The sequence below is a fragment of the Pseudoxanthomonas composti genome (genome assembly GCF_004122095.1).
GTDB lineage: Bacteria > Pseudomonadota > Gammaproteobacteria > Xanthomonadales > Xanthomonadaceae > Pseudoxanthomonas_A > Pseudoxanthomonas_A composti.
Window position 1 is genome coordinate 140,180 of the sequence record NZ_SAWZ01000006.1, and the last position, 15,613, is coordinate 155,792.

Below are 15,613 nucleotides of genomic sequence, written 5' to 3' on the forward strand. Positions count from 1 at the left end.
ACGACGGATGATTGGAATGCTCCTGGCCCTGCAGGACACCGTAGTGCAAGCCCTGCCCGAGGAGACGGTCAATGCTGCACAGCAGGCGACCGCCGCCACCGCGCAGACCAGCATCAACTACCTGGAGCTGCTGCTCAAGGCCAGCCTGCCGGTCAAGATCATCGTGTTGCTGCTGCTGGTCGGCTCGCTGGTCAGCTGGGTGATCATTTTCCGCAAGGCCGGCGTGTTCAAGCGCGCCAACCGCGACGCCGACGAGTTCGAGAGCCGCTTCTGGTCCGGCGCGGACCTCAACAAGCTGTATTCGGCGGCCACCGACCGCAACCGCGTGGTGACCGGCCTGGAGGCGATCTTCGAAGCCGGCTTCCGCGAGTTCACCCGCCTGCGCGACAAGCGCCGGGTCGACCCGCGCGTGCAGCTGGAAGGCGCCCAGCGCGCGATGCGCGCCACCTACGCGCGTGAAGTGGACCAGCTGGAGCGCAACCTGGAGCTGCTGGCCAACATCGGCTCGACCGCCCCCTACGTGGGCCTGGTCGGCACCGTGTTCGGCATCATGGTCACCATGCACGACATGCTCAACAGCGGCGAGCAGGCGGGCATCGCCGCGGTCGCGCCGGGCATTTCCGAAGCCCTGTTCGCCACCGCCATCGGCCTGTTCGTGGCGATCCCGGCAGTGTGGGCCTACAACCGCTTCACCACCCGCGTGGAGCGCATCTCGGTGCGCTACGAAACCTTCGCCGAGGAGTTCAGCTCCATCCTCCAGCGCCAGGGCGGCGAGGAATAAGGAAAGACACCCATGGCCGGTGCCATCTCGCGCCTTCGCAAGCGCCGCAAGCTCAAGTCCGAAATCAACGTCGTGCCGTACATCGACGTCATGCTGGTGCTGCTGATCATCTTCATGGTGACCGCGCCGATGCTGACGCTGGCGGTGAACGTGGACCTGCCCAAATCCAACGCGCGCTCGGTGGAAAGCAAGGCCGATCCCATCATCGTCACCGTCGACCAGGACGGGCGCTTCTTCCTCAAGCTCAAGGATGCGGAAATCCAGGAGTACTCCAAGGAAGAGCTGCAGGCGCGCCTGAAGGCTTTCGTCGAGCAGAACAAGGACGTGCCGGTGTTCCTGGGCGCCTCGGGCGAGACCAGCTACCAGCGCGTGGTGGAAGCCACCGACCTGGTCGCCGGTGCTGGCGTGACCAAGGTCGGCCTGATGAGCAAGCCCGGTGGCAATGCACGCTGACGTCTCCCGCTACGGCGACCGCGATCCGCGCGACAGGCTGGGCCCGGCCGTGGGCCTGGCCATCGGCGTGCATGTCCTGCTGCTGCTGATCATCATCCTGTCCTCCTGGTTCCATTGGGACAGCGAACAGGCCGAGGCCGCGGCCGGCTCGCCCGCGGTGGAAGCGTCCCTGGAGATGTCCGCCGCCGATGCGCGCGCGGTGCAGCGCGCGGTGCAGGAAGCCTCCAAGGTGCCGCCCAAGCCCGAGCCCGATCCGCAGCCGGTCACCCAGGTGGCCGAGGAAGAAACCGTGCCGCCGCCGCAGCCCCTGCCCGAGCCGCGTCCGCAGGATTCGCCGGTGCCGCAGCAGCAGGTGGCGCAGGAGCGTATCCCCGACCCGGACACCGAGGCGCAGGAGGCGGCCAGCCGCCTGGCCATCGCCCAGGAAAAGGCCGAGAAGGAACAGGAAGAGAAACGTCGCCAGGAGCAGATCGACCTGACCGAGCGCAAGCGCCAGGAAGAGGCCGAGCGCGTGCAACGCCTGGCCAAGCAGCAGGAAGAGGACGACCGCCAGAAGAAGCTGGCCGAAATCCGCAAGGCGCGCGCGCAGGCCGCGCGCGAGGCCGACCTGGCCGAGCAGAAACTGCGCCAGCTCACCGACGCGCGCGCGCGCACCGCCAGCCAGCAGGCCGCGGCCAGCAGCGCACAGGCAGCCACCGCCGCACCGCAGACCGGCCAGAACGGCACCGACGACAGCCTGCGCGCCAAGTACGCCGCGGCGATCCAGCAGGCGGTGCTACAGCAGTGGCGCCGTCCGGATTCGGTGGCGCTGGGGACCCGGTGCCGGGTGAGCATCACCCAGCTGCCGGGCGGGGAGGTGATCAAGGCCGAAGTCCAGCCGGGCTGCCCGATGGACCAGGCGGGCCAGGATTCGCTGGAGCGCGCCGTCCTCGCCGCCCAGCCGCTGCCTTATCGCGGGTTCGAGACGGTCTTCACGCGCCAGCTCAACTTCAACTTCGAGGCCAGGGATCGGTAGTTCACGTCGCTTTTCGTTCACGATTGCGAAAGTGTTCATCCTTGCCTTGTTATCCCTTCCGCACCCTTGAATCCGCGCACCAGACCCATGAAGAAACTGCCGATCTGGCTGGCATCTCTCGTTGCCCTCCTGCTTCCCCTCCTCGCCTCGGCCCAGCAACAGGGACTGGAAATCGACATTGTCGGCGGCAGCGCCTCGGCCACGCCGATCACCGTGGTGCCGATGCCGTACCAGGGCTCGGGCACGGCCCCGACCACCGATGTGGCGCAGGTGGTGCGCGCGGACCTGGACCGCTCCGGTACCTTCCGCACCCTGGCCGAGTCGGCCATCGTCGAAAAGCCGGTGCGGGGCAGTGAGATCCAGTTTCCGACCTGGCGTGCGCTGAAGCAGGACTACATCGTGGTCGGCCGTGTGCTCGACGGCGGTGCCGGCGCCTATCGCGTGGAGTACGAGCTCTACGACGTGGCCAAGGGCGAGCGCATGCTGGGCCTGGCCATGACCGCGCGTTCCAGCGCCATGCGCGATGTCGCCCACCAGATGGCCGACGCCATCTACGAGAAGATCACCGGCATCCGCGGCGCGTTCTGGACGCGCATCGCCTATGTGACCCAGACCGGTCTGGGCAACAGCGCCCGCTACGCGCTGATGGTGGCCGACTCCGACGGCTTCAACCCACAGACCGTGGTGCGCTCGGCCGAGCCGCTGCTGTCGCCTTCGTGGAGCCCGGATGGCCGCAAGCTGGCCTACGTGAGCTTCGAGAGCGGCAACTCCTCGATCTACATCCAGGACATCGCCACCGGTGGACGCGAGCACGTGGCCAGCTTCCGCGGCATCAATGGCGCCCCGGCGTTCTCGCCCGATGGCCGCAAGCTGGCGCTGACGCTTTCGCGCAGCGGCAACCCGGAGATCTACGTGATGGACCTGGGCAGCAAGGCGCTGACCCAGATCACCAATCAGTACGGCATCGATACCGAGCCGACCTGGAGCGCTGACGGTTCCTCCATCTATTTCACCTCCGACCGCGGTGGCCGCCCGCAGATCTACAAGGCGCCGGCTACCGGCGGCAGCGCCAGCCGTGTGACCTTCCAGGGCAGCTACAACGCCACGGCCACCGTCTCCTACGACGACAAGAAGATCGCCGTCGCCCAGGGCAGCGGCAACACTTACCGGATTGCAATGATGGACAGCAGCCTGGGTTCGCCGCGCTGGAGCACGCTCTCGCCGGGCTCTTTGGATGAGTCGCCCAGCTTCGCGCCCAATGCCAGCATGATCCTCTACGCCGCACGCGAAGGCCGTCGTGGCGTGCTGTATGCCGTCTCCGCCGATGCGCGGGTGCGCCAGCGCCTGGTGCTGGCCGACGGCGACGTTCGGGAGCCGGCCTGGTCCCCCTATCGGACCCAGACCCCCGCGAGCACTACTCCCTAAGCTTAATTAAGGGTTAAAATCCCGCTGCTGTTTGATTCATACACCGCACCGAGTCTTTTCTTTCAGGAAATCTCATGAACACCACCACCCGCGTCGTCATGTTGTCGCTTCTTTCTGTGGCCGTGCTGGCCGGCTGCAAGAAGCAGGTCAAGGAAACCGCACCTGCTGAAACCACCCCGCCGCCGGCTGCCCCGGCTCCGGCCCCGACCTCCGGCCTGTACGGCCCGAGCGATCTGGACACCGATGCCTGCCTGCGCCAGCGCGTGGTCTACTTCGATCTGGACCAGGACGCCCTGAAGCCGGAGTTCCAGGCCATCATGTCCTGCCACGCCAAGTACCTGCGCGACCGTCCGTCCTCGCGCATCACCCTGGAAGGCAACGCTGACGAGCGCGGTTCGCGCGAGTACAACGTCGGCCTGGGCGAGCGTCGCGGCAACGCCGTTTCCTCGGCCCTGCAGGCCAGCGGTGGTTCGGCCAGCCAGCTGACCGTGGTGTCCTACGGCGAAGAGCGTCCGGTCTGCACCGAGTCCAACGAGGACTGCTGGGCCCAGAACCGTCGCGTGGAAATCGTCTACACCGCCAAGTAATCGGCGTTGATGATGAGCGCCATGCGTTTGAAAGGTCTCATCCTGACCGTCGCGGCGACCCTGGGGGTCGCCGCGCCGGCTTTGGCGCAACGCCAGAGTCTGGCCGATCGCGTCGCGGCGCTGGAGTCGCAGGCGCAGGCCAATCAGGGCAATACCGTGCTGCTCAACCAGCTGGATCAGCTCCGCAACGAGGTCACCTCGCTGCGCGGCACGATCGAGCAGTTGCAGAACGAGAACGAACAACTCAAGCAGCGTGCGCGTGACCAGTACCTGGACCTCGACGGCCGGATCGGACGTCTTGAGGGTGGGGCTGCCGGCGCACCTGCCGCGCCGGCAGGGAACACCCCGCCGATCGCACCGCCTTCAGCGTCGAACCCGCCGCCGGCCGGCGCGACCGCGCCCGAGCGCGCCCCTGCCGTGCATGGGGACCCGGGTGTCATGGCCCAGGCCGCCGACGAGCGTACTGCCTACAACGTGGCCTTCGATGCGCTGAAGGGCGGCAAGTACGCCGATGCGGCGAACCTGTTCACCAGTTTCCTTGAGTTGTATCCCAGTGGCGTCTACGCGCCCAACGCCATGTACTGGCTGGGTGAGAGCTACTACGTGACCCAGAACTACGAGATGGCCGCCCAGCAGTTCCGCGGCCTGCTCGGTCAGTACCCGACACACGACAAGGCCCCGGGCGCGATGTTGAAGCTCGGCCTGGCGCAGTACGGCCTTGGCCAGGTGCAGCAGGCCGAGGGCACCTTGAAGGACGTGATCGGCAAGTATCCCAACAGCGACGTGGCGCGTACCGCCAACGACCGCCTGCGCTCGATCCAGCTCGGCCAGCTGCGCTAAGCATCACGCCACCAGGCGCGCCGCGCGCCGGTGCGACAATCGACGCAAGACCCCCAAGCCACTGCAGCGTCGCCGCCGCGGTGGCCTGTCATTTTCCAGAACCGATGAACGCCGCCGCCATCCCCAGCGAGATCGTCCAGTCCCCCCTGGACCGCCTGAAGATCACCGAGATCTTCCTGTCCCTGCAGGGAGAGGCCGACGCGGCCGGCTGGCCCACCGTGTTCGTGCGCCTGACCGGCTGCCCGCTGCGCTGCCAGTACTGCGATACCGCCTACGCCTTCCACGGCGGCACCTGGTGGGAGATCGAGGACATCCTGGCAGAGGTCGCCCGCCACGGCGTGCGGCATGTGTGCGTCACCGGCGGCGAGCCACTGGCGCAGAAGCGCTGCATCGGCCTGTTGCAGCGCCTGTGCGATGCCGGGCTGGATGTGTCGCTGGAGACGTCCGGCGCGCTGGACATCGGCGCGGTGGACCCGCGGGTGTCGCGGGTGCTGGACATCAAGACCCCGGGTTCGGCCGAGGAGCACCGCAACCGCTGGGAGAACCTGCCGTTGCTGACCGCGCGCGACCAGGTCAAGTTCGTGCTGTGCAGCCGGGCCGACTACGAATGGGCGCGCGAACTCGTCCTGCGCGAGGCCCTGCACCAGCGCTGCATGGTGCTGTTCTCGCCGAGCAAGAGCGAGGTCACCCCGCGCGAGCTGGCCGACTGGATCGTCGCCGACCGCCTGCCGGTGCGCTTCCAGATGCAGTTGCACAAGCTGCTGTGGAACGACGAGCCGGGCCGATAGCCCCGCCGAAACCGCGCCACGCCGCTACGCTATGCAGTCCCCGGCCTGTCCCGCCGGCAAGAAGAGTCACACCATGAAGAAAGCAGTTGTCCTCGTCTCCGGCGGCATGGATTCGGCCGTCGTCCTGGCCATGGCCCGCGAGCAGGGTTTCACGCCGTACGCGCTGAGCGTCAGCTACGGCCAGCGCCATACCTCCGAACTGGACGCCGCCGCGCGCGTGGCGCAGACCCAGCACGCGGCCGCGCACAAGACGGTCAACGTCGACCTGCGCAGCATCGGCGGCTCGGCGCTGACCGATGACATCGACGTGCCCGAATCCGGAGGGGCGGGCATCCCCGTGACCTACGTGCCCGCACGCAACACGGTCATGCTGTCCGTGGCGCTGGGCTGGGCCGAGGTGCTGGGCGCGGCCGACATCTTCTGCGGCGTCAATGCCGTGGATTACTCCGGCTATCCCGACTGCCGCCCCGAATTCATTGCCGCCTTCCAGGCGCTGGCCAACCTGGCGACCAAGGCTGGCGTGGAAGGCGCCGGGCTGCGCGTGCATGCGCCGCTGCAGTTCCTCAGCAAGGCCGACATCGTGCGCCAAGGCGTCCGCCTGGGCGTGGATTTCGCCGAGACCGTGTCGTGCTACAGCGCCGACGCGCAGGGGCGCGCCTGCGGACACTGCGACGCATGCACGCTGCGCAGGGCCGGCTTCATCGATGCCGGCGTGGCCGACCCCACCCGCTACACGTGAAGCCTGGCGCGCATTGCGCTAGAATGCCGGCCCGGCGCAACGCCGGCCGGTGACGCAACCGGGCCGTTAGCTCAGTCGGTAGAGCAGAAGACTTTTAATCTTTTGGTCGATGGTTCGAATCCATCACGGCCCACCATCGCCACCCGGTTTCCGGGCTTGACCCGGACACAGAGCATCGGCGCGCGCATGTCCCGTTGATTTCACGGGTCCTCACAGGACTTCACCGGAAGCTATCCGCGAGCGATGTGGATCCTGGGAACGGCTGTGAAGCGCAAAGTCGGCGACTGCACCATCGAGACGACCTATGCGGTGGATCACGCCATCGATGGGATCGTCGGTGTACTGCAGGTATATGGACCGACGGGGCTGTTGCTCAGTAGCCAGGTAGTCACGCGTGCTTTGAGAGAGGTGGAGCTGGTGGACGAACAGCTGCGCCGCCGTCTGGAGGCGGTGGTGGGCGTGGATGCACAGGGGCAGCTGAGTTTTCGTTCACGACCCGACTGATCTTTCGGTCGTCTGTACCGGCTGGACCGCGGCGTTAGCCCACCGCGTGTCCTTCATCGCGAGAGGCCTGAGGGTTACCAGCCGAACGGCGGCGGGGCGGGGTAGCCGTATGGCGAGCCATAAGGACCAGGACCGAAGTAGCCGGGGCCGTCGTACTGGCTGACGCTGATGCTGACGCCGACCTTCTTGTCCTTGTTCTCGCCGTAGGCCTTGGTGATATTGAGGTTGGCGGCGTTGAAGTTGCTGTTGCCGCCACGCGAGCTGTAGCCGATACCGGTGGTGAAGCTGCCGTGGATCTGCGCCTTGTCCGGATCGATGCCGTCCTCGCGCGCGCCCGGGTCGGGCAGGCGGGGGCCGGATTTGTCGCCGTAATAGGTTCCCGGCGGATCGGCGGTGAAAGGAGACGGGGTGTTCTCCTTGGGCAGCGTCAGATCCAGTTCGCGCGCCGTGTCCTGCGCCCAGGCAGTGCCGGCAAGCAGCAGGAAGGGAATCACCAGCAGGGCTTTCATGTGGACTCCGGGCGGCACGGGCAAGGCGACAACGCTAGCAACCGGCATTTGAATCGCCGCTGCATATGTCGGTGCCAGTGTGCGCCAGCGCATGGCGGCGCGCGTGAACTTTCCGTCAGCCGGCTTGCTGGACCACGTCGATCACCGCCTCGCCGTAGCGCTCGAGCTTGCTGCCGCCGATGCCGCCCAGCCGCCCCAGGCTGCGCAGGTCCTGCGGGCGCTGTTCGGCGATGGTGCGTAGGGTGCTGTCGTGGAAAATCACGTAGGCCGGCACGTTCTGTTCCTTGGCCAGGCGCCCGCGCAGCTCGCGCAGGGCCTGGAACAGGCCCATGTCCTGCGGGGCGACGACGATGCTGCCCGGCGCGTCGCGCTCGCGGCGGGTCGTGGGCTGTTCGCGGCGCAGCATCAGCTTCTGCCCGCCGGTCAGCACCGCGCGGCTGGCGGGGGTGAGGTGCAGGCTGCCGTAGCCATCGCCATCGACCTGCAGCAGCCCGCCGGCCACCAGCTGACGAAACACGCTGCGCCAGGTCTTGGCATCCAGGTCCTTGCCCACGCCATAGGTGGACAGGTGGTCATGGCCCAGCTGCTTGACGCGCTCGGTCTCCCCGCCGCGCAGCACGTCGATCAGGTGGGTGACGCCGTAGCGCTGCCCGCTGCGGTACACGCAGCTCAGCGCCTTCTGCGCGGCGACGGTGGCGTCCCAGCCGGTGACCGGATGCAGGCAGTTGTCGCAATTGCCGCAGGCCGTGGCGTAGACCTCGCCGAAGCCAGCCAGCAGTACCTGGCGCCGGCATTGCATGGTTTCGCAGTAGCCCAGCAATTGGTCCAGCTTGCGGTGCTCAAGGCGCTTGCGTTCTTCGCCGGAGTCGGACTGCTCGATCATCTGCTTGAGCAGCACCACATCGCCCAGGCCGTAGCAGAGCCAGGCCTGGGCCGGCTCGCCATCGCGGCCGGCGCGGCCGGTTTCCTGGTAGTAGCCCTCCAGCGACTTGGGCAGGTCCATGTGCGCCACGAAGCGCACGTCCGGCTTGTCGATGCCCATGCCGAAGGCGATGGTGGCGCACATGACGATGCCGTCCTCGCGCAGGAAGCGACGCTGGTTGTCCGCGCGCACCGACGCGTCCAGGCCGGCGTGATAGGGCAGGGCGTTGTAGCCGCGTTCGCTCAGGAACTGGGCCGTCTCCTCGACCTTGCGCCGCGACATGCAATAGACGATGCCGGCTTGACTGCGGTGCGCATCCAGGAAATCCACCAGCTGCCGGCGGGCGTTGTCCTTCTGCACCACGGTGTAGCGGATGTTGGGGCGGTCGAAGGAGCTGACGAACCACCGCGCATCCTCCAGCTGCAGTCGCTCGGCGATCTCGCGCTGGGTCGGCGGATCGGCCGTGGCGGTCAGGGCAATGCGCGGGATCTGCGGCCAGCGCTCGTGCAGGATCGTCAGCTGCCGGTATTCGGGGCGGAAATCGTGGCCCCATTGCGAGACGCAGTGGGCCTCGTCGATGGCGAACAGCGAGATCTCGGCCCGGTCCAGCAGCGCCAGGAAACGCGGGGTCAGCAGGCGCTCGGGGGCCACGTACAGCAGGTCCAGCTCGCCGTCCTGCAGGGCCCGCTGCACGCGCTCGGCCTCGGCGGCCTCCAGCGAGGAATTGAGGAACTCGGCGCGCACGCCCAGCTGGCGCAGGGCCTCGACCTGGTCCTGCATCAAGGCGATCAGGGGCGAGATGACGATGGCCGTGCCCTGGCGCAGCAGCGCCGGGACCTGGTAGCACAGCGACTTGCCGCCGCCGGTGGGCATGAGCACAAGGGCATCGCCGCCGCCGGCCACGTGCTCGACGATGGCGGCCTGTTCGCCGCGGAAACCGGCATGTCCGAAGACGCGTTGGAGGAGTTCGACGGCGCGTTGCTGCATGTGCACAGGATAGCCGCTGGCCGTCTCAACCCAAGTAGGGATCAACCCCGCATCCCCGTGGGAAACACCCCCAAACAACAACACCCAGCCGAAGCCGGGTGTTGTGTCGCAGGCACGATGTTTCAGACCAGGAGCCCCCTTAGTAAGGGGGCGCGCCGATAGGCGCGGGGATTGGAGATGCGAGGCGGGGCCCAGCATTTGCGTAGCGAATGCTGGGAGGCGTGCCTGCATCGCAGGCAACGGCGTCCGCTTACTGCAGCAGCGACCGCAACATCCAGGCGTACTTCTCGTGCGTCTGCAGGCGCTGGGTCATCAGGTCCTCGGTCGGGGCGTCGTCGGCCTCGTCGGCCGTGTCCAGCACCTGCCGCGCGGTGCGGCACACCGCCTCGTTGCCCACCACCAGCTGGCGCACCATCTCGCGCCAGTCGGCGCTGTCGGTCAGGCCGGGCTCCTCCTTGATGGAGGTCAGGCTGGAGAACTCGCGATAGGAGCCCGGCGCATTGAAGCCCAGGGCGCGGATGCGCTCGGCCACCTCGTCCAGGGCGCCCCATTGCTCGGTGTACTGGGTCTCGAACATCACGTGCAGCGAGTTGAACATCGCGCCGGTGACGTTCCAATGGAAGTTGTGGGTCTTCAGGTACAGCGTGTAGGCATCGGCCAGGAAGTGCGACAGGCCATCGGCAATCTTCTTGCGATCGCCCGGGGAGATCCCGATATCGATGTTGGGCGCGCTCGGCGCGGTCTGCGCCAGCGGGGTGGCCTTCTCGGGCTTCTTGGAGGGGGTCTTGGTCTTGGCCATGTCGGGCTCCTGGAGGGGATGCGTCACAATAACCAGCCTAGTGCAGCTTGTGTCATCGAAAGATTCACGCAGAACGATCCATGTCCTCTATCGAACCATCGAACGCTGAGCTGACGGCCGCCCGTCGGGCAATCGGCCAGGCCCTGACCCGCGATCAGGGGCGGCTGCACGGCCTGTGGTCGCGCTGGCGCGGCAAGCCTGACGATGCCGACTTGCAGGCGCGGTTCGCGCAGTCGCTGGCGGCCTCGCTGGCCGCGCGCGAGGCCAGGGCGGCGCAGATCCCGGCGGTAACCCTGGACCAGGCGCTGCCGATCGCGCGCGAGGGCGAGCGCATCGTCGCGTTGATCCGCCAGCACCAGGTGGTGGTGATCGCTGGCGAGACCGGTTCGGGCAAGACCACCCAGCTGCCCAAGCTATGCCTGGCGGCTGGGCGCGGAGTGGCCGGCATGATCGGCTGCACCCAGCCCCGGCGCATCGCCGCGCGTGCGGTGGCCCGGCGCGTAGCCGAGGAACTGCACACTCCGATCGGCCAGGCCGTGGGCTACCAGGTGCGCTTTTCCGACAACGTCGGCGAGCAGACCTGCATCAAGTTCATGACCGACGGCATCCTGCTGGCGGAAATCGCCAGCGACCGTTGGCTCTCGCGTTACGACACCATCATCGTCGACGAGGCGCACGAGCGCAGCCTGAACATCGACTTCCTGCTCGGCTATCTCAAGCAATTGCTGCCCAAGCGGCCGGAACTGAAGGTCATCGTGACCTCGGCCACCATCGATACCGCAAGGTTCGCCCAGCACTTCGATGGCGCGCCGGTGATCAGCGTGGAAGGGCGCACTTTTCCGGTGGAGGTGCGTTATCGGCCTTTGGATGAGCCGGAAGTGGGGAGTGGGGATTCGGGATTGGAAACGGCCGATGGTCGCCAGCGCTCGGCTGCTCGTGCTTCTGCCAATCCCGAATCCCGCACCCCCAATCCCGGCCTCAGCATCAACGAAGCCATCGTCGCGGCGGTGGACGAGATCACCCGCGCCGACCCGCGTGGGGACGTGCTGCTGTTCTTCCCGGGCGAGCGCGAGATTCGCGATGCCCACCAGGCGCTGGAGCGGCGCAAGTACCGCGAGACCGAAGTGCTGCCGCTGTACGCGCGCCTGTCGGCCAAGGACCAGGACGCGGTGTTCAACCCGGGCAGCAAGCGCCGGCTGGTGCTGGCCACCAATGTCGCAGAAACCTCGCTGACCGTCCCTCGGATACGCTACGTGGTCGATCCGGGTTATGCGCGGGTCAAGCGCTATTCGCCCAGGCAGAAGCTGGACCGCCTGCATATCGAACCGGTCTCGCAGGCCAGCGCCAACCAGCGCAAGGGGCGCTGCGGGCGCATCGCCGAGGGCATCTGCTACCGGCTGTATGCCGAGAGCGACTTCCAGTCGCGTCCGGAATTCACCGATCCGGAGATCCGGCGCTCGTCGCTGGCCGGGGTGATCCTGCGCATGCTGCAGCTGGGGCTGGGGCGCATCGAGGACTTCCCGTTCCTGGAGCCGCCGGACGAGCGCGCCGTGGCCGATGGCTGGCAGCAGCTGGTGGAACTGGGCGCGGTCAGCGAGCCGGACCACGGCCAGCGCAAGCTCACCGAGGTGGGACGCCAGATGGCGCGCCTGCCGGTGGACGTGAAGCTGGCGCGCATGCTGGTGGCCGCGCACAAGGCCGGCTGCCTGCGCCCGATGCTGGTGATCGCCGCCTTCCTGGGTATCCAGGACCCGCGCGAGCGCCCGCCGGAGGCGCGCGAAGCGGCCGACAATGCCCACGCCAGGTTCGCCGATGCGCGCTCGGAGTTCGTCGGCATCCTGCGGCTGTGGGAAGGCTATCGGCAGGCACATGAGGACCTGACCCAATCCAAGCTGCGTGGCTGGTGCGAACAGCATTTCCTGGGCTTCCTGCGCATGCGCGAATGGCGCGAGCTGCATCGCCAGCTGCAGGTGCTGTGCGAGGAACTGGGCTGGGCGCAGGAAGAAGCCGCCGCTTCGCTGCTGCCACTGTTGGCCGGATCGCCGCAGGGCGCGGCACCGGGCGAAGCCAAGCCGCAGCGGCCTCCGCGCGGTGAACTGCACCGGGCCGCGCGCCTGGCGCGCGAAGGGAAGTCGGCAGGAAAACCGGGGTCAGAGTCGACTTTTCCCGGAGATGCTGCGAGTACCGGCGGCAAGGAGAGAAAAGTCGACTCTGACCCCGGTTTTCCTCCCGGTTTTCCGGAGCGCGTCCGCGCCCAGGCCTATCAGTCGCTGCACCGCGCCATCCTGGTGGGCTTGCCCACGCAGGTCGGTCATCGCACCGAGAAGGGCGATTTCCTCGGCCCGCGCCAGCGGCGCTTCCTGCCGTTCCCGGGCTCGGCGCTGGCCAGGAAACCGCCCGCCTGGCTCCTCGCTGCCACCCTGCTGGATACCCAGAAGGTCTGGGGCCTGACCAACGCGTCCATCGAGCCGGACTGGGTGATTGCCGAGCTGCCGCACCTGCTGCTGCGCAGGCATTTCGATCCGCACTGGTCGCGCGCGCAGGGGCAGGTGCTGGCCTCGGAACAGATCAGCCTGTTCGGCCTGGTGCTGGCGCCGAAGAAGCCCGTGCACTACGGCCGCATCGCTCCGGCCGAGGCGCATGAGCTGTTCGTGCGCCAGGGCCTGGTGCCGGGCGAGATCAACACCCGGGCCACCTTCGTGGCCGACAACCAGAAGGTGCTGGCAGCCGCGCACGAGGAAGAAGCCAAGCTGCGCCGCGCGGGCATCGTCGCCGACGAGGACTGGCAGGCGCGCTGGTACCTGGACCGCATTCCCTCGGACATCCATTCGGCCGCCGGCCTGGATGCCTGGTGGAAAGCGCTGCCGGAGGACAAGCGGCGCGGCTTGCGCTGGTCGCTGAGTGACCTGCTGCCGGGCGAGGGCAGCGAGGAAGACCGCTATCCCAAGTACTTCCCGATGGGCGATGCGCGGCTGGCGCTGCACTACCGGTTCGAGCCGGGCGCGCCTGACGATGGCGTGACCCTGGACGTGCCGCTGCATCTGCTCAATGCGCTGGATCCGGCACGGCTGTCGTGGCTGGCGCCGGGCTTCGTCGCCGAGAAGGCCGCCGGCCTGATCCGCAGCCTGCCCAAGGCCTTGCGGCGCAACTACGTGCCGGCCCCGGATTTCGGACAGGCCTTCTACGAGGCGTTCAACGCGCCCTCGGCCGACGACCTGCGCGGGGAGCTGGCGCGCTTCCTGTCCAGGACCACCGGCACCCAGCTGTCGGCCCTGGAGTTCGACGAGCAGGCGCTGGAGCCGCACCTGCGCATGAACCTGCGCCTGCACGACGACCGCGGCCAGCCGCTGGCCGAGTCGCGCGACCTGGACGCGCTGCGCGCGCGTTTCGGCGAGCGTGCCGGCCACGCATTCGCCGCGCGCGCCGGCCGCGACATGGCGGCCGAGGGCCTGCACGCCTTTCCCGCCGTGGCGATCCCGCTGCAGGTGCCTGGCGAGGCCGGGGTGCCGGCGTATCCGGCGCTGGTGGATACCGGCGATGTGGCGGCCCTGCGCATCTTCGCCGACCGCAACCAGGCCCAGGCTTCGCATCCACGTGGCGTGCGTCGGCTGCTGGAGATCGCCCTGGCCGACAAGGTCAAGCAGGCGCGCAAGCAGCTGCCGGTCTCGCCCAAGACCGGGCTGCTGTACGCGGCGCTGGAATCGCAGGAGCGGCTGCGTGGCGACATCGTCGATGCGGCGTTGAATGCGGTGCTGGCCGACGGGCTGGAGCAGATCCGCGACCCGGGCAGCTTCGCCCAGCGACGCGACAGCGCCGGCAAGGCGCTGTTCAGCGAAGCGATGGAGCGGCTGAAGCTGGCAGAGGCCATCCTGGGCGCGGTGGCCGAACTCAAGCCCGAGCTGGAAGCCCCGTTGATGGGTTGGGCGCGCGGCAACCTGGACGACCTGGAGGCGCAGCTGGCCGCGCTGGTGCATCCGGGGTTCCTGCGGGAAACGCCGGCCGAGGCGCTGGCCCAGTTTCCGCGCTATCTCAAGGCGATGAAGCTACGCGCCGAGCGGGCCAAGCGCGATCCGGCGCGCGACCAGCAACGCATGCTGGAGCTGACCCCCTTCATCGAGGCGCTGGAGGAGGCAGCCCTGTTGGGCAAGCGCGATCAGCAGGCCTGGCAGGCGCTGCGCTGGGACTTGGAAGAGCTGCGTGTGTCGCTGTTCGCCCAGGAGCTGGGCGCACGCGGCGGCATCTCGCCGAAAAAGCTTGCCCAGCGGGTGGCGGCGCTACGTTGACCGGCGCGGGCCCACGCCCGCCGTTGGCCGCCCGAGCGTGGATGCAAGCGCGTCGTCCACCCGCCGCGTGGAGTGGAGTGGACACCGCGAAACGGCGTAGGGTGGACAACGCGAAGCTTGTCCACCTAGATCGCGCATGAAGGGTCGGCCCGGTCCTTTTGGCGTGGGGGAGGCAGGACCCGATGCCGGCCACGCCCGACCACCCTCTGGGCCGCCCGATGGTGGATGAAGGAGCGTCATCCACCCTACGACGTCGAGTGGACAACGCGAAGTTTGCCCGCCGAGGCCAAGCATGAGGCGTTGGCCCGGCGCCTCCGTCGTTGGGGCGGCGGGGCCCGTTGCCAGCGACGCCCGGCCCGCGCCAGGCCGCTCGCGGCTACTTGACGCGCTTGACCTTGGCCGAGGTGTTGTAGCCGTCGATGCGCATGTACCAGACGCTGCCGAGCACACCGGGCTTGATCGAGACCTCCGGCTCGCTGCGGCGCACGCCGGCCAGGCTGGCTGTGTCGGTCTGTTCCCATTCCTGGCCGTTGGCCAGCACGAAGCGACGACCCTTGCCGAAGCCGCGGAACTCGCCGACCAGGGTGGACTCGATTGGCTCGGTGCTGCCGAAGTCGAAGAAGCCGCGGTTCTTCTGGATGACTTCCTGGCGGCCTTCCTCGCGGGCGCGTTCAAGCGCATCGGCATCGCCAGCGGTCGCCGCCGCCGCGGTGCCAAGGGCTGGCGTGGGCGCCACCGTGGCCGCGGCGCCAGCAGGCGCCGGCGCTGAGCCCCGTGTATCCAGCCAGGCATTGAGCGCCGCCAACTCGGCGGCGCTGAGCCGCTCGAGGCCGGCGGCCTTGAACTCAGTCGCGCTCATCTGCTGCTTGAGGTCGGTCCCGCCGCCGGCCTGGGCCCAGGCGTGCAGTGGAAGGGCGAACAGGGCGATCACGAGCGCGCTGCGCAGAGACGACATGGGCTGTTTCCTTCGTGCTGAGGCCG

14 protein-coding genes and 1 tRNA gene are annotated in these 15,613 nt (G+C 68.1%); 11 read left to right on the plus strand and 4 right to left on the minus strand.

Annotation, left to right across the window (positions count from 1 at the left end):
• Positions 1–7: 7 nt before the first annotated feature.
• From tolQ to EPA99_RS12650, 10 genes are all read left to right on the plus strand, one after another.
• On the plus strand, positions 8–781 hold the full coding sequence (tolQ, locus tag EPA99_RS12605) for a protein TolQ (RefSeq protein WP_129471585.1): 774 nt from the start codon (positions 8–10) through the stop codon (positions 779–781).
• Between the two features lie 12 nt (positions 782–793).
• Positions 794–1,234 (plus strand): protein TolR, encoded by a 441-nt coding sequence (gene tolR / locus EPA99_RS12610; protein ID WP_129471586.1) that lies wholly within the window; start codon positions 794–796, stop codon positions 1,232–1,234.
• Positions 1,224–2,249, plus strand: a complete 1,026-nt coding sequence (gene tolA / locus EPA99_RS12615) for a cell envelope integrity protein TolA (RefSeq protein ID WP_129471587.1) — start codon at positions 1,224–1,226, stop codon at positions 2,247–2,249. The genes tolR and tolA overlap by 11 nt, the downstream gene beginning before the upstream one ends.
• Positions 2,250–2,336: 87 nt before the next feature.
• On the plus strand, positions 2,337–3,674 hold the full coding sequence (gene tolB / locus EPA99_RS12620) for a Tol-Pal system beta propeller repeat protein TolB (RefSeq protein WP_129471588.1): 1,338 nt from the start codon (positions 2,337–2,339) through the stop codon (positions 3,672–3,674).
• Between the two features lie 74 nt (positions 3,675–3,748).
• Positions 3,749–4,261: a peptidoglycan-associated lipoprotein Pal gene (gene pal, locus EPA99_RS12625; RefSeq protein ID WP_129471589.1), complete on the plus strand. Its 513-nt coding sequence runs from the start codon at positions 3,749–3,751 to the stop codon at positions 4,259–4,261.
• Between the two features lie 21 nt (positions 4,262–4,282).
• Positions 4,283–5,101, plus strand: a complete 819-nt coding sequence (ybgF, locus tag EPA99_RS12630; protein ID WP_206733754.1) for a tol-pal system protein YbgF — start codon at positions 4,283–4,285, stop codon at positions 5,099–5,101.
• A 104-nt stretch (positions 5,102–5,205) separates the two neighbouring features.
• Complete coding sequence (gene queE, locus EPA99_RS12635) at positions 5,206–5,889, plus strand: 7-carboxy-7-deazaguanine synthase QueE (protein ID WP_129471590.1); 684 nt, start codon at positions 5,206–5,208, stop codon at positions 5,887–5,889.
• A 73-nt stretch (positions 5,890–5,962) separates the two neighbouring features.
• Positions 5,963–6,628 carry a 7-cyano-7-deazaguanine synthase QueC gene (queC, locus tag EPA99_RS12640; RefSeq protein WP_129471591.1) on the plus strand — a complete coding sequence of 222 codons (666 nt, stop codon included), beginning with the start codon at positions 5,963–5,965 and terminating at the stop codon, positions 6,626–6,628.
• 60 nt (positions 6,629–6,688) lie between these two features.
• Positions 6,689–6,764: transfer RNA gene (locus tag EPA99_RS12645), tRNA-Lys, on the plus strand.
• A gap of 128 nt (positions 6,765–6,892) precedes the next feature.
• Positions 6,893–7,132, plus strand: coding sequence for a hypothetical protein (locus tag EPA99_RS12650; protein WP_129471592.1), 240 nt, complete (start codon positions 6,893–6,895; stop codon positions 7,130–7,132).
• A 74-nt stretch (positions 7,133–7,206) separates the two neighbouring features.
• Here EPA99_RS12650 and EPA99_RS12655 read toward each other — a convergent pair whose 3' ends face one another.
• From EPA99_RS12655 to EPA99_RS12665, 3 genes are all read right to left on the minus strand, one after another.
• Entirely contained in the window at positions 7,207–7,641 is a 435-nt protein-coding gene (locus EPA99_RS12655) for a hypothetical protein (protein WP_129471593.1), read from the minus strand.
• A 115-nt stretch (positions 7,642–7,756) separates the two neighbouring features.
• On the minus strand, positions 7,757–9,550 hold the full coding sequence (gene recQ / locus EPA99_RS12660; RefSeq protein WP_129471594.1) for a DNA helicase RecQ: 1,794 nt from the start codon (positions 9,548–9,550) through the stop codon (positions 7,757–7,759).
• A 250-nt stretch (positions 9,551–9,800) separates the two neighbouring features.
• Positions 9,801–10,349, minus strand: coding sequence for a Dps family protein (locus EPA99_RS12665; RefSeq protein WP_129471595.1), 549 nt, complete (start codon positions 10,347–10,349; stop codon positions 9,801–9,803).
• A gap of 80 nt (positions 10,350–10,429) precedes the next feature.
• Here EPA99_RS12665 and hrpA point away from each other — a divergent pair, with 80 nt between their 5' ends.
• The gene (gene hrpA / locus EPA99_RS12670) at positions 10,430–14,632 is read left to right on the plus strand and encodes an ATP-dependent RNA helicase HrpA (protein WP_129471596.1); all 4,203 of its coding nucleotides are present in this window, start codon (positions 10,430–10,432) and stop codon (positions 14,630–14,632) included.
• Positions 14,633–15,008: 376 nt separating this feature from the next.
• On the opposite strand, the gene EPA99_RS12675 is transcribed toward hrpA, so the two are convergent.
• Positions 15,009–15,587, minus strand: a complete 579-nt coding sequence (locus EPA99_RS12675) for a hypothetical protein (protein WP_129471597.1) — start codon at positions 15,585–15,587, stop codon at positions 15,009–15,011.
• Positions 15,588–15,613: the final 26 nt, after the last annotated feature.